The organism is Mycobacterium sp. ITM-2016-00317, from assembly GCF_002968295.1.
GTDB lineage: Bacteria > Actinomycetota > Actinomycetes > Mycobacteriales > Mycobacteriaceae > Mycobacterium.
This window is the reverse complement of record NZ_CP134399.1, coordinates 1,777,517-1,802,077: the sequence shown is the minus strand read 5'-3', so window position 1 is coordinate 1,802,077 and position 24,561 is coordinate 1,777,517. Positions and strand designations below refer to the sequence as shown.

24 protein-coding genes and 3 pseudogenes are annotated in these 24,561 nt (G+C 68.5%); 24 read left to right on the top strand and 3 right to left on the bottom strand.

All coding sequences use genetic code 11. The features are described from left to right. Positions 1–64 precede the first annotated feature (64 nt). Positions 65–1,042, bottom strand: a complete 978-nt coding sequence (locus tag C6A87_RS08570; protein ID WP_311116843.1) for an alpha/beta hydrolase family protein — start codon at positions 1,040–1,042, stop codon at positions 65–67. Positions 1,043–1,433: 391 nt separating this feature from the next. Between C6A87_RS08570 and C6A87_RS08565 the strand changes: the two genes are divergently transcribed. Genes C6A87_RS08565 through C6A87_RS08555 form a run of 3 tightly spaced genes read left to right on the top strand, consistent with a single transcriptional unit; the run spans position 1,434 to position 3,603 of the window. Next, the gene (locus C6A87_RS08565) at positions 1,434–1,997 is read left to right on the top strand and encodes a TetR/AcrR family transcriptional regulator (protein ID WP_311116842.1); all 564 of its coding nucleotides are present in this window, start codon (positions 1,434–1,436) and stop codon (positions 1,995–1,997) included. Positions 1,998–2,031: 34 nt separating this feature from the next. After that, entirely contained in the window at positions 2,032–3,198 is a 1,167-nt protein-coding gene (locus C6A87_RS08560; RefSeq protein WP_311116841.1) for an acyl-CoA dehydrogenase family protein, read from the top strand. Positions 3,199–3,213: 15 nt separating this feature from the next. Beyond that, a complete protein-coding gene (locus C6A87_RS08555; RefSeq protein WP_311116840.1) occupies positions 3,214–3,603 on the top strand; it encodes a nitroreductase/quinone reductase family protein in 390 nt (129 codons plus the stop codon). 32 nt (positions 3,604–3,635) lie between these two features. Here C6A87_RS08555 and C6A87_RS08550 read toward each other — a convergent pair whose 3' ends face one another. Continuing rightward, positions 3,636–4,961 (bottom strand): HNH endonuclease signature motif containing protein, encoded by a 1,326-nt coding sequence (locus C6A87_RS08550; protein ID WP_311116839.1) that lies wholly within the window; start codon positions 4,959–4,961, stop codon positions 3,636–3,638. A gap of 109 nt (positions 4,962–5,070) precedes the next feature. Here C6A87_RS08550 and C6A87_RS08545 point away from each other — a divergent pair. The 10 genes and pseudogenes from C6A87_RS08545 to C6A87_RS08500 all read left to right on the top strand — a co-directional run bounded on the left by C6A87_RS08545 (position 5,071) and on the right by C6A87_RS08500 (position 13,553). Beyond that, positions 5,071–6,185, top strand: a pseudogene (locus C6A87_RS08545) (homogentisate 1,2-dioxygenase). A gap of 2 nt (positions 6,186–6,187) precedes the next feature. Then, complete coding sequence (locus tag C6A87_RS08540; RefSeq protein ID WP_311116838.1) at positions 6,188–7,393, top strand: alpha/beta fold hydrolase; 1,206 nt, start codon at positions 6,188–6,190, stop codon at positions 7,391–7,393. Further along, positions 7,390–8,591: pseudogene (locus C6A87_RS08535) on the top strand (CaiB/BaiF CoA transferase family protein). Before C6A87_RS08540 ends, C6A87_RS08535 begins: the two are co-directional and overlap by 4 nt. After that, a complete protein-coding gene (locus C6A87_RS08530) occupies positions 8,588–9,493 on the top strand; it encodes a hydroxymethylglutaryl-CoA lyase (RefSeq protein ID WP_311116837.1) in 906 nt (301 codons plus the stop codon). Before C6A87_RS08535 ends, C6A87_RS08530 begins: the two are co-directional and overlap by 4 nt. A 5-nt stretch (positions 9,494–9,498) precedes the next feature. Then, positions 9,499–10,116: a TetR/AcrR family transcriptional regulator gene (locus C6A87_RS08525; protein ID WP_311116836.1), complete on the top strand. Its 618-nt coding sequence runs from the start codon at positions 9,499–9,501 to the stop codon at positions 10,114–10,116. A gap of 42 nt (positions 10,117–10,158) precedes the next feature. Then, the gene (locus C6A87_RS08520) at positions 10,159–11,397 is read left to right on the top strand and encodes an acyl-CoA dehydrogenase family protein (RefSeq protein ID WP_311116835.1); all 1,239 of its coding nucleotides are present in this window, start codon (positions 10,159–10,161) and stop codon (positions 11,395–11,397) included. Then, a complete protein-coding gene (locus C6A87_RS08515) occupies positions 11,394–12,362 on the top strand; it encodes a phosphotransferase family protein (protein ID WP_311116834.1) in 969 nt (322 codons plus the stop codon). The genes C6A87_RS08520 and C6A87_RS08515 overlap by 4 nt, the downstream gene beginning before the upstream one ends. Then, positions 12,359–12,688: a DUF6285 domain-containing protein gene (locus C6A87_RS08510; RefSeq protein ID WP_311116833.1), complete on the top strand. Its 330-nt coding sequence runs from the start codon at positions 12,359–12,361 to the stop codon at positions 12,686–12,688. The genes C6A87_RS08515 and C6A87_RS08510 overlap by 4 nt, the downstream gene beginning before the upstream one ends. After that, positions 12,685–13,119 carry a hypothetical protein gene (locus C6A87_RS08505; protein WP_311116832.1) on the top strand — a complete coding sequence of 145 codons (435 nt, stop codon included), beginning with the start codon at positions 12,685–12,687 and terminating at the stop codon, positions 13,117–13,119. The genes C6A87_RS08510 and C6A87_RS08505 overlap by 4 nt, the downstream gene beginning before the upstream one ends. 20 nt (positions 13,120–13,139) lie before the next feature. Further along, on the top strand, positions 13,140–13,553 hold the full coding sequence (locus C6A87_RS08500) for a hypothetical protein (protein ID WP_311116831.1): 414 nt from the start codon (positions 13,140–13,142) through the stop codon (positions 13,551–13,553). 7 nt (positions 13,554–13,560) lie between these two features. Here the strand turns inward: C6A87_RS08500 and C6A87_RS08495 are convergent, their stop codons facing one another. After that, entirely contained in the window at positions 13,561–14,190 is a 630-nt protein-coding gene (locus tag C6A87_RS08495; RefSeq protein WP_311116830.1) for a class I SAM-dependent methyltransferase, read from the bottom strand. Positions 14,191–14,232: 42 nt separating this feature from the next. On the opposite strand from C6A87_RS08495, the gene C6A87_RS08490 reads away from it, so the two are divergent. From C6A87_RS08490 to nuoI, 11 genes and pseudogenes are all read left to right on the top strand, one after another. Beyond that, the gene (locus C6A87_RS08490; RefSeq protein WP_311116829.1) at positions 14,233–14,625 is read left to right on the top strand and encodes a nuclear transport factor 2 family protein; all 393 of its coding nucleotides are present in this window, start codon (positions 14,233–14,235) and stop codon (positions 14,623–14,625) included. A 78-nt stretch (positions 14,626–14,703) separates the two neighbouring features. Beyond that, positions 14,704–15,123 (top strand): hypothetical protein, encoded by a 420-nt coding sequence (locus tag C6A87_RS08485; protein ID WP_311116828.1) that lies wholly within the window; start codon positions 14,704–14,706, stop codon positions 15,121–15,123. A gap of 162 nt (positions 15,124–15,285) precedes the next feature. Further along, the gene (locus C6A87_RS08480) at positions 15,286–15,660 is read left to right on the top strand and encodes an NADH-quinone oxidoreductase subunit A (RefSeq protein ID WP_311116827.1); all 375 of its coding nucleotides are present in this window, start codon (positions 15,286–15,288) and stop codon (positions 15,658–15,660) included. After that, on the top strand, positions 15,651–16,205 hold the full coding sequence (locus tag C6A87_RS08475; RefSeq protein ID WP_311116826.1) for an NADH-quinone oxidoreductase subunit B family protein: 555 nt from the start codon (positions 15,651–15,653) through the stop codon (positions 16,203–16,205). Before C6A87_RS08480 ends, C6A87_RS08475 begins: the two co-directional genes overlap by 10 nt. A 41-nt stretch (positions 16,206–16,246) precedes the next feature. Beyond that, positions 16,247–16,885: an NADH-quinone oxidoreductase subunit C gene (locus tag C6A87_RS08470; protein WP_311117858.1), complete on the top strand. Its 639-nt coding sequence runs from the start codon at positions 16,247–16,249 to the stop codon at positions 16,883–16,885. Continuing rightward, complete coding sequence (gene nuoD / locus C6A87_RS08465; RefSeq protein ID WP_311116825.1) at positions 16,885–18,213, top strand: NADH dehydrogenase (quinone) subunit D; 1,329 nt, start codon at positions 16,885–16,887, stop codon at positions 18,211–18,213. The genes C6A87_RS08470 and nuoD overlap by 1 nt, the downstream gene beginning before the upstream one ends. After that, positions 18,213–19,094 (top strand): NADH-quinone oxidoreductase subunit NuoE, encoded by an 882-nt coding sequence (nuoE, locus tag C6A87_RS08460; protein ID WP_311116824.1) that lies wholly within the window; start codon positions 18,213–18,215, stop codon positions 19,092–19,094. The genes nuoD and nuoE overlap by 1 nt, the downstream gene beginning before the upstream one ends. Then, the gene (gene nuoF / locus C6A87_RS08455) at positions 19,094–20,437 is read left to right on the top strand and encodes an NADH-quinone oxidoreductase subunit NuoF (RefSeq protein ID WP_311116823.1); all 1,344 of its coding nucleotides are present in this window, start codon (positions 19,094–19,096) and stop codon (positions 20,435–20,437) included. The genes nuoE and nuoF overlap by 1 nt, the downstream gene beginning before the upstream one ends. Beyond that, a pseudogene (locus tag C6A87_RS08450) lies at positions 20,434–22,814 on the top strand (NADH-quinone oxidoreductase subunit G). Before nuoF ends, C6A87_RS08450 begins: the two are co-directional and overlap by 4 nt. Next, complete coding sequence (gene nuoH / locus C6A87_RS08445) at positions 22,811–24,043, top strand: NADH-quinone oxidoreductase subunit NuoH (RefSeq protein ID WP_311116822.1); 1,233 nt, start codon at positions 22,811–22,813, stop codon at positions 24,041–24,043. The pseudogene C6A87_RS08450 and the gene nuoH overlap by 4 nt, the downstream one beginning before the upstream one ends. Then, on the top strand, positions 24,036–24,560 hold the full coding sequence (nuoI, locus tag C6A87_RS08440; protein ID WP_396837024.1) for an NADH-quinone oxidoreductase subunit NuoI: 525 nt from the start codon (positions 24,036–24,038) through the stop codon (positions 24,558–24,560). Before nuoH ends, nuoI begins: the two co-directional genes overlap by 8 nt. Position 24,561 lies beyond the last annotated feature (1 nt).

Genomic DNA, 24,561 nt, shown 5'->3' with positions numbered 1-24,561 from the left:
GGACGGCCGCGGATAAACGAAGCCCCCGGCCGCATCGGCCGGGGGCTTCGTTCTCGTACGTCTGTCAGAGCAGGTGCGCCTGCAGGTCAGGCTTCATCGCCTGCAGCTCGCGACCCCAGTACGCCCAGTTGTGCGTGCCGTTGGTCGGGAAGTTGAACACACCGTTGTGGCCGCCCGCGGCGATGTAGTTGTCGCGGAAGGTCTCGTTGGTGCGGATGGTCAGACCTTCGAGGAAGGTCGCGGGCAGGTCGCCGCCACCGAGCTCATTGGGCTGGCCGTTACCGCAGTAGACCCAGATCCGGGTGTTGTTGGCGACCAGGGTCGGGATGTTCAGCATCGGGTCGTTGCGCTTCCAACCGCTGTTCGGATCCTCGGTCTTGCCCCACATGTCGTCGGCCTTGAAGCCGCCGGCGTCACCCATCGAGATGTTGATCAGGAACGGCCACCAGCCCTCGGAGGGGTTCAGGAAGCCGGACATCGAGCCCGCGTAGATGAACTGCTCGGGGTGCCAGGTCGCCAGGTTCAGCGCGGCCGAACCGGCCATCGACAGACCGACGGCGGCGCTGCCGGTGGGCTTGACCGCACGGTTGGCCTGCAGCCAGCCCGGGAGCTCCGAGGTCAGGAAGGTCTCCCACTTGTAGGTGACGGTCGGCCCCTTGTTACGGGCGGGGGCGTACCAGTCGGTGTAGAAGCTGGACTGTCCACCGACCGGCATCACCACGGAGATGCCGCTGTCGAGGAACCACTCGAAAGCCTGCGTGTTGATGTCCCAGCCGTTGAAGTCCTCCTGCGCGCGCAGACCGTCGAGCAGGTAGAGGGCCGGCGAGTTCTCGCCACCGCTCTGGAACTGGATCTTGATGTCGCGCCCCATCGATGGTGAAGGCACCATCAGGTACTCCACCGGTAGACCTGGTCGGGAGAATGCTCCGGCAGTCCCCGTCCCTCCAGCCAGGCCCACCAGAGCGGGCAGCATCGCTGTCGCGACAGCCACGACGCCGAAACGGCGCGCCCAGGGCCCACGAATCCTGTCAAGAAGTCTCATACCGTCAATCCATCCATCTTCCGGTACCGCGTTGCGCGGCCTGTCTGCGTTCCCCCGGGTCTGACGTCGACGCCACAGACACCACAGCGATGTCTCCACCGCGCTGTCTCACCTCTCCGAACCTGCCGATGGGCGGCGGAGTGGGCCGAGAAAACTTCAGTTGTAGCGGTTGCAGTAAAGCATGGGACCACGACGGGAGAAAGCCCGGCCACGCGGAATGCCGCATCTATTTGCGGAAAGGCGAATCTTACGACGGCGACAATCAGGGGTGCGAGGTGGGTGGACCAACCGATCCCGGGACGGCCATCGTCGCAGGTGACCCGGCTACAGCGAAGCTCTCGGCGGTTGCGGCGACGCCGTCGCACGCCCCCTCGTTCAGTAAGCTCCGCGAATGGCGAAAGCCCAGGCGCGTTCAGGCAGATTGTCGTCCGACGACTGGATTCAGGCCGGTTACGAAATCCTGGCCGACGAAGGACGCGAGGCGCTCAAACTCGACCGCCTGTGCACGCGCCTCGGCGTCACCAAGGGCAGCTTCTACTGGCACTTCACGGACATGACCACCTACCGCGCCGCACTGGTGCAGTCCTGGGCGCAGCTGCAGGACCGCGATCGCCGGCATTTCGGGCAATTGGAGCACCTGGGCCCTCGTGAGCGGCTGAGCCGGATGATGGCCTCACTGCTCGGCGACCGGCAGTGGACGCTGGAGCGCGCGATGCGGGAATGGGCTCGCACCGACCCCGTCGTCGCCGCCGGCGTGCGGCATGCCGATCACCTGGTGCTCGCCGCGGTCCGGCAGGCGTTCGTCGACGCGGGGTTCGATACCGCAGAAGCCGAGATGCGGGCACGGGCCACGTTCGCCGCGGGAATCGGCTTCCTTCATCTCTCCGACATTCCGCCGGGGCCGGCCGTGGACGCGCAACGTGAGCGCTTCCTGGAACTGATGCTCTCGCGCTGACCTTCCATACCTAAAGGTATGGTAATTTCCGGCCATGTCCACCGCCCCGCCTGTCACCCCCGAATTCGTCGACCGGCTCGCCGCCCGCGCGACCGAGGCGGAGCGGCTGCGCCGGTTGCCCGCCGACACCGTCGCCGACGCGACGGCGTCCGGTTTCTTCGACCTGCTGGTCCCCGCGCGCTACGGCGGGATGCAGGCGCGTTTCCCGGCGATCCTGGACCCGGTCCGCCGGATGGCCCACGGGTGCGCGTCGAGCGCGTGGACGCTCGGTTTCTACGCACTGCACAACTGGATGCTCGCGCTGTTCAGCGAGCAGGCTCAGCAGGAGGCGTTCGCGACGCGTCCGTTCCTGGCGCCGGCGCCGCTGGCCCCGACAGGGCACGGGGTGAGTTGCGACGGCGGCCTGAGGTTGACCGGCCGGTGGTCGTGGGCGACCGGGGTGATGGACGGCAACTGGATCATGGTCGGCGCGCTGTGCGAGCGCACGGCCGGGGATCCGAGCACGATCTACCCGGTGCTGGCACTGCTGCCGATCCAGGACGCCCGCATCGAGGACGTGTGGCACACCGACGGCATGCGCGCCACCGGATCCAACGACGTGGTGATCGACGATGCCTTCGTGCCGTCGCACCGGGTCGTCGAAGTGTCCGACATCTACACCGGGACGGCGCCCGGCGCGGCGTTGCACGACGCCGACACCTACCGATGGCCGATGGTGCCGGCGCTGGCGCTGCTGGCCGCGATGCCGGCGCTGGGCAGTGCGGAGCGCGCCGCCGAGATCTACGGCGAACGGCTCTCGCAGAGATTCCTGGCCTACGAGGGCGTCATGCAGAAGGACAAGCCGGTCGCGGCGATGCATCTGGGCGAGGCGAACGTGCGGTTGCGCGCGTTGCGCAGCCTGTTGGCCGACACCGTCGCAGAGATCGAGGCGATCGTGGCCGCGGGGGAACCGGTGGAACGGTCGGTGCGCGGGCAGGCCAGGCTCGCGGCGGCGCACATCGTGCACGAGTCGCGGGCGATCGTCGCCGACCTGCTGGCCGCGTCCGGCGCGAGCGCCCACTTTCTGGACAACCCGCTGCAACGCATCAAACGCGACGTCGACGTGATCATCGGCCATGTCATTTTCGACTACGACACCAGCCGTGAACTGGCCGGCGCCCTCACAATGGGGAGGAAGATTCCGCGCACCGCGATGGTGTGAGACCGGGGAGGTTCGATGACGGACACGCTGCGTGACCGCGTCACCAAGTTCTTCCAGAAGAACGTCGCCAACCGGGTGATGCGGCGCCTACCGTTTCAGACGCTGCTGGAGACCACCGGGCGCAGATCCGGCGAACCCCGGACCACCCCGCTGGGCGGACGCCGCATCGGCGACAGCTTCTGGTTCGTCTCCGAATTCGGCGAGAAGTCGGATTACATCCGCAACATCAAAGCCGACCCTGACGTCCGCGTGCGACTGAACGGACGCTGGCACCGCGGGACGGCGCACCTGCTCCCCGAGGACGACGCCCGGGCACGGATGCGCACCCTGCCGCAGTACAACAACGTCGGCGTGCGCACATTCGGGACGAATCTGCTCACCGTGCGGGTCGACCTGATCGATTGAGCGGCAGCGCTTCTCATGGGCCTTGTCGTCTCTCATGGGCCTTGGTCGTCTTCGGGGAGGAGGTAGCGGTCGGGGTGGTGGTAGCCGTTGATGCGGTGTTGGCCGGTATCCAGCTCCGGCGGCGGAATCCACTCGGTCTGGTTCTTGGTGTTGCGGGTGGTGCTCCAGCCCGTCTTGTCGAGCATCCGGTGATCTGACGGGCAGGCGAAGGTCAGGTCGTCGATGTCGGTGTGGCCGCCGTCTTTCCAGTCGGCGGTGGCGTGGTGGACCTGACACCAATACCCGGGAGCGCTGCACCCGGGCCGCGTACAGCCGCGGTCGCGCGCGTGCAACACGATCCGCTGCGCTGCGGTGGCCAACCGCTTCGATCGGCCCAGATACAGGGATTGGCCGCTGTGTTGGTCGTAGACGTAGAGGTAGTGGTGGGCGCGCGCGGCCATCCGGATCAGATCCCGCATGGGCAACAGTGATCCACCGCCGGTGACCGCGACCCCGGCGCCTTTCTGCAGTTCCTGCAGGGTGGTGGACACGATCACCGTGGTCGGTAGTCCGTTGTGGGTGCCCAGTTCGCCCGAACTCAGCGCATTACTACCGACGGTCAGGAATGCGTCGTGGCGGCGCTGGGCCGGAGTGCGGGTGTCGGGCCCGTCTTCGTCGGTGTTGGCGCCGGGGGCGGCCAGCGCGGCGAACACGGCATCCCATACCGCGCGGGCTTGCGGAGTCAGATAGCCGCTGATCCGGCTCATCCCGTCGGGCTGCTGCTCCCCGACGGTGATGCCGCGCTTACGGGCCCGCTCGCGTTCGGCGTCCTCGGGTGTCGGCCCGTCAGCGTCGACATGACCAAGGAGGCGGCGCGCCGCACGCGCTACCGCGCGCGGGTCGACCCCGCACGCCAGCGTGGCCAGTTGGGCGTCGGCGGCGGCGCGTGTACCCACGTCCACCCAGGCGGGCAGCGCACGGTGGAAATCCGCGATCACCTCGACATGCTCGGCGTCGAGCAGGCCCTGGGCCTGCGCCGCCGCGGTGGCCTCCCACAGCGGCGGTAGCGGTTCACCGGTAATCGCCCGGCGCGGCCCCAGCGTTTTTGCTCGCTTGAGCCTGCGCGCAGCGTCGGCGCCGCTGACCCGCAGCGCGGTGGTCAGGACTTTCTTCCATGAGGATTCGCCGAGTCGGCAGGGTTCGGTCTCCTCCGTCAATCGGCTCAGCACTTTGTGCTCCACCGCAGGCACCGACCGCAACACCGTGGTCAGCTCGGCCAACATGCCGATCAGCTCGCGGTGGGACAACTCCTCGGCGGCCTTCGACAGCACGGCGACCTGCTCGGTGATCGTCCCCACCGCCTCGGCCACCAACTCCATACCTCGAACACTAGTTCGACGGTCCGACAAAAAAGTGCTCTCCCTAACCTATTGACCCGAATGTGACATAAAACTAAAGTCACTTTTACTTCTAGTCGAGGAGATCGCGGTGGAATCGTTCGTGCACCTTCGAAAAGGCAGAACTCCCAAGCGGATTCACGCCGATTTGGATGGCCTCAAGGATGACGAGCTCGGCCGCGGCGGGTTCGTCGGGCGCACGGCGAACATGTACCGGCGCAACGACCCCACCGCGTACCGGACCGTCGGCCCGCTCCGCCCCACCGACGTCCTGAGCAGCGAACTCAAGCCCAGCGACGCCACCGATGCACACGGAAGCCCGTTGCTGATGTTCTCCAACGCCGACTGCCAGGTACTGCTGTCCCGGCGCGCCCAGGAGATGCCGTTCTTCGTCCGCCACGTCGACGGCGACCTGCTGTCGTTCGTCCATCGCGGCGCCGGACATTGGAAACCGAGTTCGGACCGCTCGACTACCGCCAGGGCGACTGGATCTACCTCCCCAAGGCGTGCACCTGGCGGCAGATCCCGGCGACCGAGACCACGCTGCTGATGATCCAGGCCACCGACGAGTTCCGCGTCCCACCCGCGGGAACCCTGGGCAGGCACTTCCCGTTCGACCCCGCCCAGGCGGTGATCCCCGAACCCCTGCCCCTCGACACCGGCGACGGCCCGCAGCAAGACGGCGAGTACGAGGTGCGACTGGTCCATTCCGAGATAGGCGGCGCCGGGACGACCTCGCTGTTCTACCAACATCATCCGCTCGACGTCGAAGGATGGCGGGGCGACAATTTCCCGTTCACGTTCAACATCGACGACTACACGGTCATCACGTCCGAGAGCGTCCATCTGCCACCCACGGTGCACCTGTTCATGGAGGCCACCGGGGTCTACGTGATGAACTTCCTGCCGAAGCCGGCCGAGATGGTCCCGGGCACCGAACGCACACCGTGGTATCACCGCAACGTCGACTACGACGAGATCGCGTTCTTCCACGACGGGTCCCTGTACGGCATCCCGATGCCACCCGGGCTGGTGTCGCACGCTCCGCAGGGGGTGCACCACGGGGCGCCGGAGAAGGCCCGTGAGCGCGCGCGCCGCAAGTTCGACGACTACGACCGGGTGGACTGGTCGGTCATCGCCGTCGACACCCGGCGCCGACTGGTGCCGTCCGCCGAGATTCTCGCCAACGACCTGGGGCAGCACTGAGTATGACGACCACAGCAGACACCACCACGACGACCAGGTACGAATACGACCGTATCCCCTATCTGGTTGCCTATCAGAACAATTCGGGTGTGCGGGACGTCTACGGCGGTGTCGCCGAGCTGGTGGTGCTGGAGAGCTACCTGCTCAAACCGAAGACCGTGCAGTCCGATACCGTGCTGGTGTTCATGCACCCCATCGGCGGCGGCGCCTACCTGCCGATGATCAACGCGCTGGCCCGCGCCGGACATCACGTCATCTACTGCAACAGCCGGTTCCGGGGCACCGACTCCGCGCTGTTGATGGAGAAGGTCGTCGAGGACCTCGGCGAGTGCATCAAGGACGCCAAGAACCGGCTCGGCTACTCGAAGGTGGTCCTCGCCGGGTGGAGCGGTGGCGGCTCCCTGTCGGCCTTCTATCAGCAGCAGGCCCAGAACCCCACGGTGACGGCCAGCCCGTCCGGCGACGGGCCCGATCTGACGAAGCTCGGCCTGATCCCCGCCGACGGAATCATGCTGCTCGCCGCGCACATCAGCAGGCACGGCACGATGACCGAGTGGATGGACGCCTCGATCCTCGACGAGAACGACCCGTCCCAGCGAGACCCCGAACTGGACCTGTACAACCCGGACAACCCCCACCAGCCGCCCTACACACCCGAGTTCCTGGAGCGCTACCATCAGGCGCAGATCGCCCGCAACCGGCGAATCACCAAGTGGGTCAAGGAAAAACTGGCCGAGCTCAGGGCCGCCGGACGTCCCGATGACGAGTACGCGTTCGTGGTGCACGGCACCATGGCCGATCCGCGGTGGCTGGATCCGACGGTCGATCCGAACGAGCGCACCCCCGGCACCTGCTATCTGGGCGACCCCCAGGTGGTGAACATGAGCCCGGTCGGGCTGGCCCGGTTCTGCACGTTGCGCAGCTGGCTGTCGCAGTGGAGCTATGACGACGCCAACGGCGATGCGCTGAAGGCAGGCCCGGACATCGCCGTGCCGGCGCTGGTGATCGGCAACCTCGCCGACGACGCCTGCACGCCCAGCCACACCCGCCGGTTGTTCGACGCGATCGGGCATCCCGACAAGGAGATGCACGAGATCCCCGGAGCCAACCACTATTACGCGGGAGCCGATCAGCGCGACAAGCTGCGCGCAGCGGTCGGCATCGTCACCGACTGGCTGGAGCGTCACGACTTCGTGGGCGCTCGATGACGACAGGTCCGCTCGACGGCATCCGGGTGATCGAGGTCGGCACGCTGATCTCGGGCCCGTTCGCGGGTCGACTTCTCGGTGACATGGGCGCCGAGGTCATCAAGATCGAACCGCCCGGAGCGCCGGACCCGCTGCGCACCTGGGGGCAGGCTGAGCTCGACGGACACCACTTCTTCTGGACCGTCCACGCCCGCAACAAGAAAGCCGTCACGCTGAATCTGCGTGTCCCGCAGGGGCGTGACCTGTTCCTCGACCTGGTCGAGCGGTGCGACGTGATCGTCGAGAACTTCCGGCCGGGCACCCTGGAGAAGTGGGGACTGGGCTACGATGCGCTGCGCGAACGCAATCGCGGCATCATTCTGGTGCGGGTCTCGGGCTACGGCCAGACGGGCCCGGACGCGCACAAGGCCGGCTACGCGTCGGTGGCCGAGGCGGCCAGCGGGCTGCGGCACATGAACGGTTTCCCCGGTGGCCCTCCCCGCGCCTGGCGCTGTCGCTGGGCGACAGCCTGGCCGGGATGTTCGCCGCACAGGGCGCGCTCGCGGCCCTGTATCGCCGGTCGGTCACCGGTGAAGGCCAGATCGTCGATGCCGCGCTGACCGAATCCTGCCTGGCGGTACAGGAATCCACCATCCCTGACTACGACATCGGCGGCGTGGTGCGCGGGCCGTCCGGGACCCGGCTGGAAGGCATCGCACCGTCGAACATCTATCCGACCGCGGACGGCAGCTGGGTGGTGATCGCCGCCAACCAGGACACCGTGTTCCGCCGGTTGTGCGCCGCGATGGGCCAACCGGAACTCGCGACCGACGAGAGGTTCGCCAACCACGTTGCGCGCGGGCGCAATCAGGATGAACTCGACGAGATCATCGGCGCGTGGGCGGCGCAGCGCCAGCCGGCCGACGTCATCTCCACGTTGTCGGAGGCCGGGGTGATCAGCGGTCCCATCAACACCGTCGCCGAGGTCGTCCGCGATCCGCAGCTGCAGGCGCGCGGCATGATCGCCGACCACTGGGACGAGCGGATCGAACGGAACGTCAAGGGACCCGGCGTCGTGCCCGTGCTCTCGGAGACACCGGGCACCATCCGGTACGCCGGTTCTGCCCGGCCCGGCCAGCACAACGACGACGTCTACCGTGGGTTGCTCGGCAGGACCGAAGCCGAACTGGCTGCGCTCAGAGAGGAGGGGGTGCTGTGACCGGGTTGCCCGCACACGTCGACATCCGTGACGTGTCGATGCGTGACGGACTGCAGATCGAGGATCCGATCCCGTTGTCCGCCAAGCTCGAGCTTCTCGCCGCCATCGCCGCCACCGGGGTGCGGGAGATGGAGGCGACGGCGTTCGTGTCGCCGTCGAAGGTGCCCGCGCTGGCCGATGCGGCCGAGCTGGCCGCCGAATTGCACAACTTCCCCGGCATCGAGTTCTCCGCGCTGGTGGCCAGTCCGAACGGTGCCAAGCGCGCGATCGCCGCGGGCCTGCGCTCGATCGAGTACGTGGTCTCGGCCGCGGACGGGCACAGCCGCGCCAACGTCGGACGGTCGTCGGCCGAGGCCACCGCGCAGATTCCCGAGATCGTGACGATCGCCCACGACAGCGGGGTGTCCGTCGAGGTCATCGTCGCGACCGCCTGGGACTGCCCGTTCGACGGCCCCACAGCGCCGCAGCGGGTGCTCGACATCGTCCGCGCGGGCGTCGACGCCGGTGTCGACCGGCTGGCGATCGCCGACACGATCGGGACCACGACACCGCGCCGGGTCACCGAGCTGGTCACGCTGATCCGGCCCGCGACCGGCGGATTGCCGCTGGGCGCACATTTCCACAACACGCGGGGCGCCGGGCTGGCGAGCGCCTACGCCGCGGTGAGCGCCGGGGTCACCCGGCTGGACGCATCGGTGGGCGGACTCGGCGGATGCCCGTTCGCCCCCGGCGCCAGCGGCAACATCGCCACCGAGGATCTGGTCTATCTGCTGCGCGACAGTGGCGTCGGCGTCGACGTGGATCTGGCGGCGGCCATCGCCGCCGCGCGGGTGGCGCAGAGCGCGGTGGGTCACGAGCTGCCGAGTTCGCTGCTGCGCGCCGGCGACCGGATTCTGGGCTAGCGACCGTGCCGCCGGGAGCCGCCGCGCTGAGCGCCAAGGGCCGTCAGACCCGCGGCGCGATCGAGCAGGCCGCCCGGAAGCTGTTCGCCGAGCGTGGCTTCCACGGCACCACGCTCACCGACATCACGTCGGCAGCGGGCAAGTCACCCGCGGTGTTCTACCGGTATTTCACGGACAAGGAGGACCTGCTCGCCGCGCTGGCGCAGTCGTTCCTGCACGATGTCGTCGCCCCGTCGGGGCTGACCGTCCCGCTCCCCGAATCGCCGGACGACGACGCGTTCTTCAGCACGGTGGTGACCGGTTATTGGACGATGTTCAAACAGAACATCGGCATCATGATCGCCGTGGCGCAACTCGCCGCCACCCAGCCGCGATTCGCGGCGGTGCAGAACGAATTCCGGCGTTTCGGCATGGACATCGTCGCCGCTTCGGTCCGCCGCGCCCAGGAACAGGGTTACGGTGGGGAACTGCAGCCCGAGCACACCGCAGCCGCGATCGCGCTGCTGTTCGAGAACTTCACCACCGTGTTCGTCGGCGGCTCCGGCCTCGGCGTGGACATCGACGACGAGGCCGCGATCGCCACGCTGTCGCGCATCTGGAAGAAGACCCTGTACGGACATTGATCACGACCCAGATTGACCACGACGACGTTCAAAGGAGAACCGGTGGACTTCACGTTGCCCGATCATCTGCCCGGACTGCTCGCCGAGATGGATGCGTTCATCGAAGCCGAGATCAAACCGCTGGAGCGCGAGCACATCCAGTATTTCGACCAGCGCCGCGAGCATGCCCGCACCGATTGGGACAACGGCGGCGTCCCGCGCCGGGAGTGGGAGGATCTGCTCGACGAGATGCGCAGGCGCGCAGATGCGGCGGGCTGGCTGCGGTACGGACTGCCGTCACAGTTCGGCGGCCGGGACGGCAGCAACCTCGACATGGCGGTGATCCGGGAGCACCTGGCCCACAAGGGGCTGGGACTGCACAACGACCTGCAGGACGAATCGTCGATCGTCGGCAACTTCCCGCAGGTGATCATGATGGACCGCTTCGGCACCGAGGAACAGAAGCGGGAGTGGACCGATGCGCTGATCACCGGTGAGCGGTCGATGGCGTTCGGGCTGACCGAACCCAATCACGGGTCGGACGCGACCTGGCTGGAGACCACCGCCGTGCCCGACGGTGATGACTGGATCATCAACGGCGCCAAGCGCTTCAACACCGGAGTGCATCGCGCGACGCACGACCTGGTGTTCGCCCGCACCTCCGGTGAGGCGGGCCAGGCACGCGGGATCACCGCATTCCTGGTGCCCACCGAGGCCCCGGGCTTCTCGGTGCCCTACTACTGGTGGACGTTCAACATGCCCACCGACCACGGCGAGGTGCTGCTGGAGAACGTGCGGGTGCCGTCGGACGCGGTGCTCGGCGAGGTGGATCACGGCTTGGACGTCGGGCAGACGTTCCTGCACGAGAACAGGATCAGACAGGCCGCCAGCAGCCTGGGCGCCGCGCAGTACTGCATCGACCGCGCTGTGGCCTACGCCAACGACCGCAAGGTGTTCGGCAAACCGCTGGCCACCCATCAGGCCGTGCAGTGGCCGCTGGTGGAGTTGCAGACCGAGGCGCAGATGGTGCGTCTGCTGGTGCGCTACGCCGCGTCCGAGCTGGACCGCAACCACCACATGGAGGTGTCGGACAAGGTGTCGATGGCCAACTACCGGGCCAACCGCCTGGTGTGCGAGGCCGCCGACCGGGCGATGCAGGTGCTCGGCGGTGTCGGTTACAGCAGGCACGAGCCGTTCGAACACATCTACCGGCACCACCGCCGGTACCGGATCACCGAGGGCGCCGAGGAGATTCAGATCAGGAGGGTGGCACAGCGACTGTTCGGGTTCGGCCGCAAGTGAGCGAGCTCGCCCAGGCGCTCGAAGGGGTGCTGCGGCCGGTGCTCGGCGACACCACGGTGGCGGACCTGCAGCCGCTCACCGGCGGCGCCAGCCGGACCACCTGGGCCTTCACCGCGCAGAGCGGCACGCAGACCCGCCCGCTGATCCTGCGCACCGGCGCCCGCGACGACATCCACGCCAGCATGGAGCTGGAGGCGCAGGTGCAGCAGCGCGCCGCCGCCGCGGGTGCGCCGGTCCCCCACATCCTGGCCGCTGACAATTCGCCTGAGGCCGTCGGAAATCCGTACCTGATCTGCGACGCGATCGATGGCGAAACCATCGTGCGCCGCATCTTCCGCGGCCTCGACGACGCCGGTCGGGCACGCCTGCTCGAGCAGTGCGCGACGGCGCTGGCAGCGATCCACCGCGCCGACACGGCGGGGATCGGGCTGACGGCCCCGGACGAGCTCGCGGGCTGGCGCACCCGTCTGGACGAGATAGGCGATACCACAGCCACTTTCGAGTGGGCCTTCCGTCGGTTGGCAGACGCGCGTCCCGACCCGTCGCCGATGCGGCTGGTGCACGGCGATTTCCGGATGGGCAACCTGATCGTCGACGGTTCGGGGTTGGCCGCCGTGCTGGACTGGGAGCTGACCCACATCGGCGAGATCTACGAGGATCTCGCGTGGTTCTGCATCCGGGCATGGCGGTTCGGCGCCCCCGAATCGCTCGGGGCAGGCGGGCTCGGCAGCGTGGAGACATTCCTGCAGGCCTACGAGACCGCCGCCGACAGCGCGCTGGACCGCAACGCTTTTCGCTGGTGGTTGACGGTGGCGACGCTGCGGTGGGGGGTCATCTGCCGGCACCAGGCCGAGCGTCACCTGTCCGGCGACTCTCCGTCGGTCGAGCTCGCGGCGATCGGCCGGCGGGTGAGCGAAACCGAATGGGATGTCCTGGATCTGCTGTCCGGAGGGGGTCCCCGATGACTCGCCGGCCCACCGCAGCGGAACTCGTCGCCGCCGTCGCCGACTTCCTCGACGAGGACGTCCGCGCGGTCGGCGGTCAGGTCGGCTTCCATTCCCGCGTCGCGGCCAATGTGCTGCGGATCGTGGAGCGAGAACTGCTCGACGCGGACGAGGTGCGGGTGCGCGCGGCGCTGGCCGATCTCGGTCACCCCGACGAGCAGTCGTTGGCGCAGGCGATCCGGGGCGGCGAGCTCGACGGCCGACCGGACGACGTGATGGCGTGCCTGCGCGAGATGGTGCGTCACCGGTTGTCGATCGACCATCCGGGGTATGCCGACGGGCGATGAGTGCCCGCGTCACCTCCGTCACGCAGATCGACCTGACCGACCGCATCGACCCGTACGGCATCGCGGCCGCGCCCGACGGCACGCTGTGGGTCACGCTCGTGCACAGCGGCGCGGTGGCCCGGCTCAGCGCCGACGGCGGGCAACAGCGCTTCCCGGTCGGGTCCCCGACCTCGCGGCCGTCGGTGGTGACGGTGGCGCGCGACGGCACGGTGTGGTTCACCTGCAACGGTGACGACCGCATCGGCGCGCTGGACGCCCACGGCGCGCTCCGGGCCGTGCACCTCGCGCCCGGCAGCGGCCCGTACGGCATCTGGGCCGCCGACGACGGCGCGGTGTGGTTCACCGAGTCCACGGCCGACCGGATCGGGCGCCTCGACCGGGACGGATCCGTTACGCACGTCGCGCTGCCGGCGCGTTCCCCGCATTCCTGACCGGCAGTCCCGACGGGGCGGTGTGGGCCACCGCCAACCAGGCCGACGCGGTGGTGCGCGTGGCGCCGGACGGTGCTCTCGAACAGTTCGCCCTCCCCGCTCCCGGAGCCGCCCCGGTCGGCATCACCTGGGCCGACGACGCGGTGTGGTTCGCCGAGATCGGCGCAGGTCGCATCGGGCGGATCGCCGATGGCGAGGTCACCGAGTTCCCGTTGCCCGACCCGGCATGTCGTCCGCACGCGATCGTCGCCGGCGCGCACGGCTGCTGGTTCACCGAGTGGGCCGTCGACCGCGTCGGGCACATCTGCCGCGACGGCACCGTCGAGGAGTACGGCCTGCCGCCGACGGTCTCCGAACCGCACGGAATCACCGTCACCCCGGACGGGGCGGTGTGGGTCGCCGCGGAGAGCGGCTCGGTGGTTCAGCTGCGCTGAGTCGCGCTCACAACCTGCGGAATCGTGCCAGCCACGCGGGTTCGTCGACAACGGTGCCGACCGCCAGGCCCAGCGCGTCGGCGTGCGCCTCACCGACGGTCCCCCGGTAGGTGGTCTCGGTGAGCGCCTCGACCTCCCAGCCCGTCGCGAACGCGCCGCGCAGGACGGGCTCGCTGACCTCGGGGCCGAATCCGCGGCCCGCGTCCGACAGCGCGAGCACATGCACCCGCGAGCCCGGCCGGGTCGCGCCGCGCAGGCTCTGCACGTAGGACACGCGGTCGCCGTCGTCGAAGATGTGGAACAGCGCACTGTCGACGATCGTGTCGTATTTCGGCTGCTCAGGCAGGTGCAGCGCGTCGGCGATCTCGAAGCGCGCGGCCACACCGCGGGCCTCGGCGTTGCGCCGGGCCTGCTCGACAGCGGTCGGTGCGCCGTCCACGCCGAGCACGTCGTAGCCCGCCGCGGCCAGCAGGATGGTGTGCTCCCCGGTGCCGCATCCGACGTCGAGCACCCGGCCGGTGATCAGGCCGGCGCGTTCGAGCCCGAGGACGGCCGGTTGCGGCTCGCCGATGACCCACGGCGGGGTCGTGTGCTTGTAGAAGTCGTTGAAACCGGAGAGGGTGGGAGTCAGATCCATACTCGCGAGTGTTCAACCTGAACCGAAGTTGAGGTCAACCCTATGCCCGACGCAGTGGCCACCGATGTGGCCGACCGGTTGTTCACGGCGATCGAGCGCAGCGACATCGCGACGGTGGCGCAGCTGTTCAGCCCGGTCGTGGCGGTGTGGAAGAGCGGCGACACGCGGGACAACGACCATGCCCGATCGGTCAAGATCATCACGTGGTTCGTCGATGCCACCCTCGATCGCCGGTACGAGGTTCTGGACCGGCAGATGTTCGACGGAGGATTCGTGCAACAGCACGTCCTGCATGCGCGTGGCCGCACCGGAGCGACGATCGCGATGCGCGTGTGCATCGTGATCAAGGTCGGCCCCGACGGCCTGATCACCCGCATCGACGAGTACTTCGACCCCGCCGAGATCGCCCCGCTGCTGTCGCAGACATCGTCGTGACCTTCGGAAAACAGCCACGCAGCAGCCCTTTTCGGTGTTCGAACCTCGACGTGACGGTCGCGGGTTAACATCGCGCCCATGGCTGTGCCATCTCCGGAGCCGTCGCCGGCGCAGGACCCGCTGCGGATCCTCGTCTACAGCGACAACCCCGGGACCAGGGACCAGGTCCGGCTCGCGCTGGGCAAACGCATCCACCCGGAACTGCCGGAACTGACCTACCTCGACGTCGCCACCGGGCCGATGGTGATCAGGCGTCTGGACGAGGGCGGATTCGACCTGGTCATCCTCGACGGGGAGGCCGCGCCCGTCGGTGGGATGGGGATCGCCAAGCAGCTCAAGGACGAGATCGAGCACTGCCCGCCGGTGCTGGTGCTGACCGGACGCCCCGACGACGCGTGGCTGGCCAGGTGGTCGCGCGCGGAGGCTGCCGTCCCGCATCCGATCGACCCGATCCGGCTGGGCGACGCGGTCGTGTCGCTCCTGCGCCCCTCGTCCTGACCCTGATCAGGGAAAACCCCTGCCGCAGTTGCATATTCGGGGCAGGCGGGATCGCCGGACGACGCCACTGGCGATACTAGCCAAAATATGTGGCGCGGATCGCAAACACGGCTAGGCTGTGTGGTAGCTCACATCGACTGCCCCGAGGAGCTGCAACGCAGTATGGATTTGTACACGCCGATTCTGGTGCTTGGTGCGATCGCCGCTGTGTTCGCCGTCGGGTCCGTCGGGATCGCGCTGCTGATCGGCCCGAGGCGCTACAACCGGGCCAAGCTCGAAGCCTACGAGTGCGGTATCGAGCCGATGAACCCGTCCGACCCGGGCGCGGCAGCCACCGGACATCGGTTCCCGATCCGCTACTACCTGACGGCGATGCTGTTCATCGTCTTCGACATCGAGATCGTTTTTCTCTACCCGTGGGCCGTCGCGTTCGACAGCCTCGGCGTGTTCGCGCTGGTGGAGATGCTGTTGTTCATGGTCGTGGTGTTCGTTGCCTACGCCTATGTCTGGCGACGAGGAGGCCTGCAATGGGACTAGAGGAGAAACTGCCCGGTGGCATCCTGCTGTCGACCGTGGAGAAGGTCGCCGGGTACGTGCGCAAGGGGTCGCTGTGGCCGGCGACCTTCGGCCTCGCGTGCTGCGCGATCGAGATGATGGCCACCGCGGGGCCACGTTTCGACATCTCCAGGTTCGGCATGGAACGGTTCTCAGCCACGCCGCGGCAGGCCGATCTGATGATCGTGGCCGGGCGGGTCAGCCAGAAGATGGCGCCGGTGCTGCGCCAGATCTACGACCAGATGGCCGAACCGAAATGGGTGCTGGCCATGGGGGTGTGCGCGTCTTCCGGCGGCATGTTCAACAACTACGCGGTGGTGCAGGGCGTCGATCATGTGGTGCCGGTGGACATCTACCTGCCCGGCTGTCCGCCCCGGCCGGAGATGTTGCTGCACGCGATCCTCAAATTGCACGACAAGATTCAGCAGATGCCGCTCGGCGTGAACCGCGAGGAGGCGATCCGCGAGGCCGAGCAGGCCGCGCTGGCAGTGACGCCGACGATCGAGTTGAAGGGGCTGCTGCGGTGACGGCCGATTCCGACGGCGACCCGCGCCCCGAGGTGATCGGCATGCGGCGCGGCATGTTCGGTGCCAGGGACACCGGCGACACCTCCGGGTACGGGCGGCTGGTCCGTCCGGTCGCCCTGCCCGGCAGCTCGCCGCGTCCCTACGGCGGCTACTTCGACGACGTCGTCGACGCGCTGGAAGCCGCCCTCGGCGAAGACGTTTACGCCGAGTCGATCGAACGGGTGGTGGTCTACCGCGACGAGCTCAGCATCGAGGTGCACCGCGACCGGCTGGTGCCGGTGGCGCAGACCCTGCGCGACGATCCGGCGCTGCGCTTCGAACTGTGCCTCGGCGTCAGCGGCGTGCACTATCCCGACGAGATCGGCCGTGAGCTGCACGCGGTCTACCCGCTGATGTCCATCACGCACAACCGCCGCATCCGTGTCGAAGTGGCCGCACCCGACGGCGATCCGCACATTCCGTCGCTGTTCCGGATCTACCCCACCACGGACTGGCACGAGCGCGAGACCTACGACTTCTTCGGCCTGATCTTCGACGGCCATCCGGCGCTGACCCGGATCGAGATGCCCGACGACTGGGTGGGCCATCCGCAGCGCAAAGACTATCCGCTGGGCGGGATTCCGGTGGAGTACCACGGTGCCGAGATCCCCCCGCCGGACCAGCGGAGGGCATACAACTGATGGCCACCTCACCCCCACCGCCCGAGCGGGTGGTCGTCGTCGGCGGCCAGGACTGGGACCAGGTCGTCTCTGCGGCAAGGCAGAACGCGGCCGAACACGCCGGTGAGCGCATCGTCGTCAACATGGGCCCGCAACATCCGTCGACGCACGGCGTGCTGCGCCTCATTCTCGAGATCGAGGGTGAGACGATCGTCGAAGCCCGGTGCGGGATCGGCTATCTGCACACCGGGATCGAGAAGAACCTGGAGTTCCGCAACTGGACGCAGGGCGTCACGTTCGTGACCCGGATGGACTATCTGTCACCGTTCTTCAACGAGACCGTCTACTGCCTCGCCGTGGAGAAGCTGCTCGGGGTCACCGACGCGATACCCGAACGGGCCTCGGTGATCCGGGTCATGATGATGGAACTCAACCGGATCTCCAGCCATCTCGTCGCGCTGGCCACCGGCGGCATGGAACTCGGCGCAATGACGGCGATGTTCCTCGGCTTCCGGGAACGCGAGCTCATCCTGTCGGTGTTCGAGACGATCACCGGACTGCGGATGAACAACGCCTACATCCGGCCGGGCGGCGTGGCCGCCGACCTGCCCGCCGAAGGACTCCCCCAGATCCGCGACCTGCTCACACTGCTGCCCGAACGCCTGCGCGACATGGAGAATCTGCTCAACGAGAACTACATCTGGAAGGCCCGCACCCAGGGTGTCGGGTATCTCGATCTCACCGGGTGCATGGCGCTCGGCATCACGGGTCCGATCCTGCGGTCCACCGGGCTGCCGCACGACCTGCGCAAGACCCAACCCTATTGCGGGTACGAGACCTACGACTTCGACGTCGTCACCGACGACCAGTGCGACTCCTACGGCCGGTACCTGATCCGTGTGAAGGAGATGCACCAATCGATCAGGATCGTCGAGCAGTGCGTCGAGCGGCTCGAAAGGCTGACTGGCGCACCGGTGATGATCACCGACAAGAAGCTGGCGTGGCCTGCCGACCTACAGGTCGGGCCCGACGGGCTGGGCAACTCCCCCGAGCACATCGCCAAGATAATGGGTCATTCGATGGAGGGCCTGATCCACCATTTCAAGCTGGTGACCGAGGGTATCCGGGTGCCGGCCGGTCAGGTCTACGTCGCGGTGGAGTCACCGCGGGGTGAGCTCGGCGTGCACATGGTGTCCGACGGCGGGACACGTCCCTACCGGGTGCACTACCGGGATCCGTCGTTCACCAATCTTCAAGCGGTGGCGGCGATGTGCGAGGGCGGCATGGTCGCCGACGCGATCACCGCGGTGGCGTCGATCGACCCGGTGATGGGCGGGGTGGACAGGTGATGAGTGTCTTTCTGGAGCTGGGCCAGCGGCCCGACGAGCCCGGCCCGCCGATCCACGGTGCCGCGGCGTACCCGGCCGAGGTCACGGCCAGGTTGGCGACCGACGCGGCGACGATCATCGCCCGCTATCCGCAGGCCAGGTCGGCGCTGTTGCCGCTGCTGCACCTGGTGCAGGCCGAAGACAGCTGCCTGACGCCGGCAGGAATCCGCTTCTGCGCAGGGCAATTGGGGCTCACCGACGCCGAGGTCACCGCGGTCGCGACCTTCTACTCGATGTACCGGCGGCAACCCACCGGCGAGTATCTGGTCGGGGTCTGCACCAACACGCTGTGCGCGGTGATGGGCGGTGACGCGATCCTGGAAAGCCTGCAGAGTCATCTGGACATCACGCCCGGTCAGACCACCGACGACGGCCGGGTCACGCTGGAGCATCTCGAATGCAACGCCGCGTGCGACTACGCGCCCGTCGTGATGGTGAACTGGGACTTCTTCGACAACCAGACCCCGTCGTCGGCGCGGGCGCTGGTGGACGCTCTGCGTGCGGGTGAGTCGCCGGCGCCGTCGCGCGGCGGATCACTGTGCACGTTCCGGGACACCTCGAGAATTCTTGCCGGACTGGACGGTCCGTGCGACACCGGCACCCCGGGTGTCGTGGGCCCGGCCACGCTGGCGGGGCTGCGGTTCGCCCGGGACCACGACATGACGGCGCCCGAGGCCGGCACCCCGACGGACAGCACCGGGCACGAGCCGGCCGGTCCGTCCGGCCGGGATCAGGCCGAGGCCGCCGAAACGGTGAAGGACGAACCGGCGCCTGCGCCGTCGGCCGACGTGCCGGCACAGGGCGGGACGCCGGAAACCGATCCCCGAGCGACGGATTCGTGATGACGGCGTTGACTCCGGTGCTGAGCAGCTTCTGGGACGAACCGGAGCCCTGGTCGCTGGACACCTACGTCCGCCACGGCGGCTATCGGGCGCTGGAGCGGGCGCTGGCGATGAGCCCGGACGACGTGATCGGCATCGTCAAGGATTCCGGCCTGCGCGGTCGGGGCGGGGCCGGGTTCCCGACGGGAACGAAGTGGTCGTTCATCCCGCAGGAGCGCAACGACCAGACCGTCCAGGGTGACCCGAGCGCGGCGGCCAAGCCGCACTACCTGGTGGTCAACGCCGACGAGTCCGAACCCGGGACGTGCAAGGACATTCCGCTGATGATGACCACCCCGCACTTCCTGGTCGAGGGTGCGATCATCGCCGCGTACGCGATCCGGGCACACCACGCGTTCATCTACCTGCGCGGCGAGGTGGTGCCGGTGCTGCGGCGGCTGCAGGCCGCGGTCGCCGAGGCCTATGCCGCAGGGCATCTGGGCAGCGACATCCACGGATCCGGTTTCGACCTCGAGCTGATCGTGCATGCCGGGGCCGGCGCCTACATCTGCGGTGAGGAGACCGCGCTGCTGGACTCGCTGGAGGGCAGGCGGGGCCAGCCCCGGCTGCGTCCCCCGTTCCCCGCCGTCGCCGGCCTGTACGCGTGCCCGACGGTGGTCAACAACGTCGAGTCGATCGCCAGCGTGCCGCCGATCCTGAGCAACGGTGTCGACTGGTTCCGGTCCATGGGCACCGAGAAGTCGCCCGGGTTCACGCTGTACTCGCTGTCCGGTCATGTCACCACTCCCGGCCAGTACGAGGCGCCACTGGGAATCACGCTGCGGCAGTTGCTCGAATACGCGGGCGGGGTGCGCGCCGGCCACGAGTTGAAGTTCTGGACCCCGGGTGGCTCGTCGACACCGCTGCTGACGGCCGAACACCTGGACGTGCCACTGGATTACGAGGGCATGGCCGGGGTCGGGTCCATGCTCGGCACCAAAGCTCTGCAGATCTTCGACGAAACCACTTGTGTGGTGCGGGCGGTACGGCGCTGGACGCAGTTCTACGCCCACGAGTCGTGCGGCAAGTGCACGCCGTGCCGGGAGGGCACATACTGGCTGGCGCAGATCTACCAGCGACTGGAGACCGGCACCGGCACGGAAGCGGATCTGGACAAGCTGCTCGACATCTCCGACAACATCTTCGGAAAGTCGTTCTGCGCACTCGGCGACGGCGCTGCGAGCCCGATCCTGTCGTCGCTCAAGCATTTCCGCGCCGAGTACGAGGCGCACCTGGACCGCGCGGGGTGCCCGTTCGATCCGTTCGCCTCGATGCTGGCCGCACCGGAAGGGGTCGGCGCATGACGCTCGCCGAGCACAGTCACGACGCGCCACCGGTGGAGATGGTGTCGCTGACCATCGACGGCACCGAGATCTCGGTGCCCAAGGGCACGTTGGTGATCCGCGCGGCGGAGCTGATCGGCGTGCAGATCCCGCGTTTCTGCGACCACCCGCTGCTCGACCCGGTCGGCGCGTGCCGGCAGTGCCTCGTCGAGGTCGAGGGTCAGCGCAAACCGCTGGCCTCGTGCACCACGACGGTGACACCCGACATGGTGGTGCGCACCCAGCACACCTCCGAGGCGGCGGACAAGGCGCAGCACGGCGTGATGGAGCTCCTGCTGATCAACCACCCGCTGGACTGCCCGGTCTGCGACAAGGGCGGCGAATGCCCACTGCAGAACCAGGCGATGTCCAACGGGCGCACCGAGACCCGCTTCGACGACGTCAAACGCACGTTCCCGAAGCCGATCAACATCTCCTCCCAGGTGCTGCTGGACCGGGAACGCTGCGTGCTGTGCGCCCGCTGCACCCGCTTCTCGGATCAGATCGCCGGGGACCGCTTCATCGATCTGATGGAACGCGGCGCGCTGCAGCAGGTCGGCATCGCACCCGGCGAACCGTTCCAGTCCTACTTCTCGGGCAACACCGTCCAGATCTGCCCCGTCGGCGCGCTCACCGGCGCCGCGTACCGCTTCCGGGCGCGCCCGTTCGACCTGGTGTCCAGTCCCAGCGCGTGCGAGCACTGCGCGTCGGGATGCGCACAGCGCACCGACCACCGTCGCGGCAAGGTGCTGCGCCGACTGGCCGGCGACGATCCCGAGGTCAACGAGGAATGGAACTGCGACAAGGGGCGCTGGGCGTTCACCTACGCGACGGTCGGCGACCGCCTCACCACACCGCTGGTACGCGACGAGGGCGTCCTGCGACCGGCGTCGTGGTCGGAGGCGCTCGGCGTCGCCGCGGCGGGGCTGACCGCGGCCGTGGGCAACGCCGGCGTGTTGGTCGGCGGCCGGGTCACCGCCGAGGAATCCTACGCGTACGCGAAGTTCGCCCGAATCGTGCTGGGCACCAACGACGTCGACTTCCGGAGCAGGCCGCACAGCGCCGAGGAGGCCGATTTCCTGGCCGCCCACGTCGCGGGACTGCCGATGACGGTGACCTACGCCGACCTGGAGAACGCGCCCGCGGTGCTGCTGGCCGGCCTGGAACCGGAAGAGGAGTCGCCGATCGTGTACCTGCGGCTGCGCAAGGCGGTGCGCAAGCGCGGGCTGCAGGTGCTGGCGGTGGCGCCGCTGGCCACCCGCAGCCTGGACAAGCTGTCGGGCCGGTTGATCCGTTGCGCCCCGGGCTCGGAGGCGAACGCGCTGGACGGCCTGGCCGAGGACGCACTGCTCTCGATGCGCGGGGCGCTGCTGCTCGTCGGCGAACGTCTCGCCGCGTCGCCCGGCGCGTTGTCCGCCGTGGGCCGGCTCGCCGAGTCCACCGGCGCCCGCGTGGCGTGGATCCCGCGGCGGGCCGGCGACCGGGGTGCGGTGGAAGCCGGCGCGCTGCCCAACCTGCTGCCGGGTGGCCGGCCGGTCCACGATGCGTCGGCCCGCAGCCAGGTCGCCGACGCGTGGCATGTCGACGGGCTGCCCACCGTCCCGGGCCGGGACACCGCGGCCATCCTGTCCGCCGCCGCTGACGGCGCGCTGGGCGCGCTGCTGATCGGCGGCGTGGAGTTGGCCGATCTCCCCGACCCGTACGCCGCGCTGGCCGCGGTGCAATCCGCACCGTTCGTCGTCAGCCTGGAGTTGCGCCACAGCGCGGTCACCGAACATGCCGACGTGGTGTTCCCGGTCGCGCCGGTCGCCGAGAAGGCGGGCTCGTTCGTCAACTGGGAGGGCCGGATCCGCTCCTTCGGCAGGCCCTGCACACCAACGCGGTCTCGGATCTGCGGGTGCTGAGCTTCCTGGCCGACGAGGCCGGGGTCGATCTCGGTCTGGCGTCGGCGGCCGACGAGCGCGCCCGGCTCGGGCTGTGGGCCGGCGATCGGCCCGTCCCGGCCCCGGTCGACCCGTCGCCGCCGCAGCCGCAGGCCGGTCAGGCGGTGCTGGCCGGCTGGCGGATGCTGCTCGACGACGGCCGGTTGCAGGACGGCGAGCCCCATCTCGCGGGCACCGCGCGCCTGCCCGTGGCCCGGCTGTCGCAGGCGACGGCCTCGGAGATCGGCGTCGCCGACGGTGAATTGCTGACGGTGGGCACCGATCGCGGTGAGATCTCGCTGCCGCTGGAAGTGACCGCCATGGACGACAGGGTGGTCTGGCTGCCCCTGAACTCCCCCGGCAGTCATGTGCACCGGACCCTCGGTGTGACCACTGGCGCCGTGGTGTCGATCGGCAACGGCCGGAGCCGGTCATGACCTACCCGGATCCGACGCTGTTCGGCCACGACCCGTGGTGGCTGATCCTGGCCAAGTCCCTCGGCATCTTCGTGTTCCTGCTGCTGACCGTGCTCTCGGCGATCCTCATCGAGCGAAAGATCCTGGGCCGCATGCAGTTGCGGCTCGGCCCCAACCGGGTCGGCCCCGGCGGGCTGCTGCAGTCGCTGGCCGACGGGGTGAAGCTCGCGCTCAAGGAAGGCCTCGTCCCGGCCGGTGTGGACAAGGGGATCTACCTGGCCGCACCGGTGATCGCGGTCATCCCGGCGTTCATGGCGTTCGCCGTGATCCCCCTCGGCGGCGAGGTCTCGGTGTTCGGCCATCGCACCGCGCTGCAGCTGACCGACCTGCCGGTCGCGGTGCTCTACATCCTGGCGGTGACCTCGATCGGGGTGTACGGCATCGTGCTGGCCGGCTGGGCGTCGGGGTCGGTCTACCCGCTGCTGGGCGGATTGCGCTCGACGGCGCAGGTGATCTCCTACGAGATCGCGATGGCGCTGTCGTTCGTCGCGGTGTTCATCTACGCGGGCACGATGTCCACGTCGGGCATCGTCGCCGCCCAGGCCGACACCTGGTACATCTTCCTGCTGCTGCCGTCCTTCCTGGTGTACCTGACGTCGATGGTCGGTGAGACCAACCGCGCGCCTTTCGATCTGCCGGAGGCCGAGGGTGAGCTCGTCGGTGGATTCCACACCGAGTACTCGTCGCTGAAGTTCGCGATGTTCATGCTCGCCGAGTACGTCAACATGACCACGGTGTCCGCGCTGGCCACCACCCTGTTCCTGGGTGGCTGGCGCGCGCCCTTTCCGATCAGCCTGTGGGAGGGCGCCAACAGCGGATGGTGGCCGCTGTTGTGGTTCACCGCCAAGGTGTGGGTGTTCCTGTTCGTGTTCATGTGGCTGCGTGCCACCCTCCCGCGCATGCGTTACGACCAGTTCATGGCACTGGGCTGGAAGATCCTGATCCCGGTGTCGCTGGTCTGGATCGCGATCGTGGCCACCACCGACTCGCTGCGCGACCGGGGTCTGCAGCCGTGGGCTTCCGCGCTGATCGGGCTTGCCGTGGTCGCAGTGCTGCTGCTGGCGCTGCTCGGGTGGAAACGGCTGCGGGCCGGCCGGATCCGGCCTGAACCCGTGCCGGCCGCCGTCGCCGCGTACCCGGTACCCCCGCTGCCCGCCCGGGACCGTCCGAAGGAGAGTGCAGATGCCTAGGTTCCTCGACGCCGTCGCCGGTTTCGGCGTCACCTTCGGGTCGATGTTCAAGAAGCCGGTGACCGAGCAGTACCCGGAGAAGCCCGGACCGGTGGCCAAGCGCTACCACGGCCGCCATCAACTCAACCGGTACCCCGACGGCCTGGAGAAGTGCATCGGCTGCGAGTTGTGCGCGTGGGCCTGTCCGGCCGACGCGATCTTCGTCGAGGGCGCCGACAACACCGAGTCCGAACGGTATTCGCCGGGCGAGCGGTACGGCCGGGTGTACCAGATCAACTATCTGCGGTGCATCGGGTGCGGGCTGTGCATCGAGGCGTGCCCCACCCGCGCGCTGACGATGACCAACGACTACGAGATGGCCGACGACAACCGCGCCGACCTGATCTACGGCAAGGACAAACTGCTGGCCCCGCTGCAGCCGGGCATGCAGGACCCTCCGCACGCGATGGCCCCGGGAACCACCGACGACGACTACTACCTGGGCAACATCGGTCCCGCCGCCGGGGACGCGAAATGAG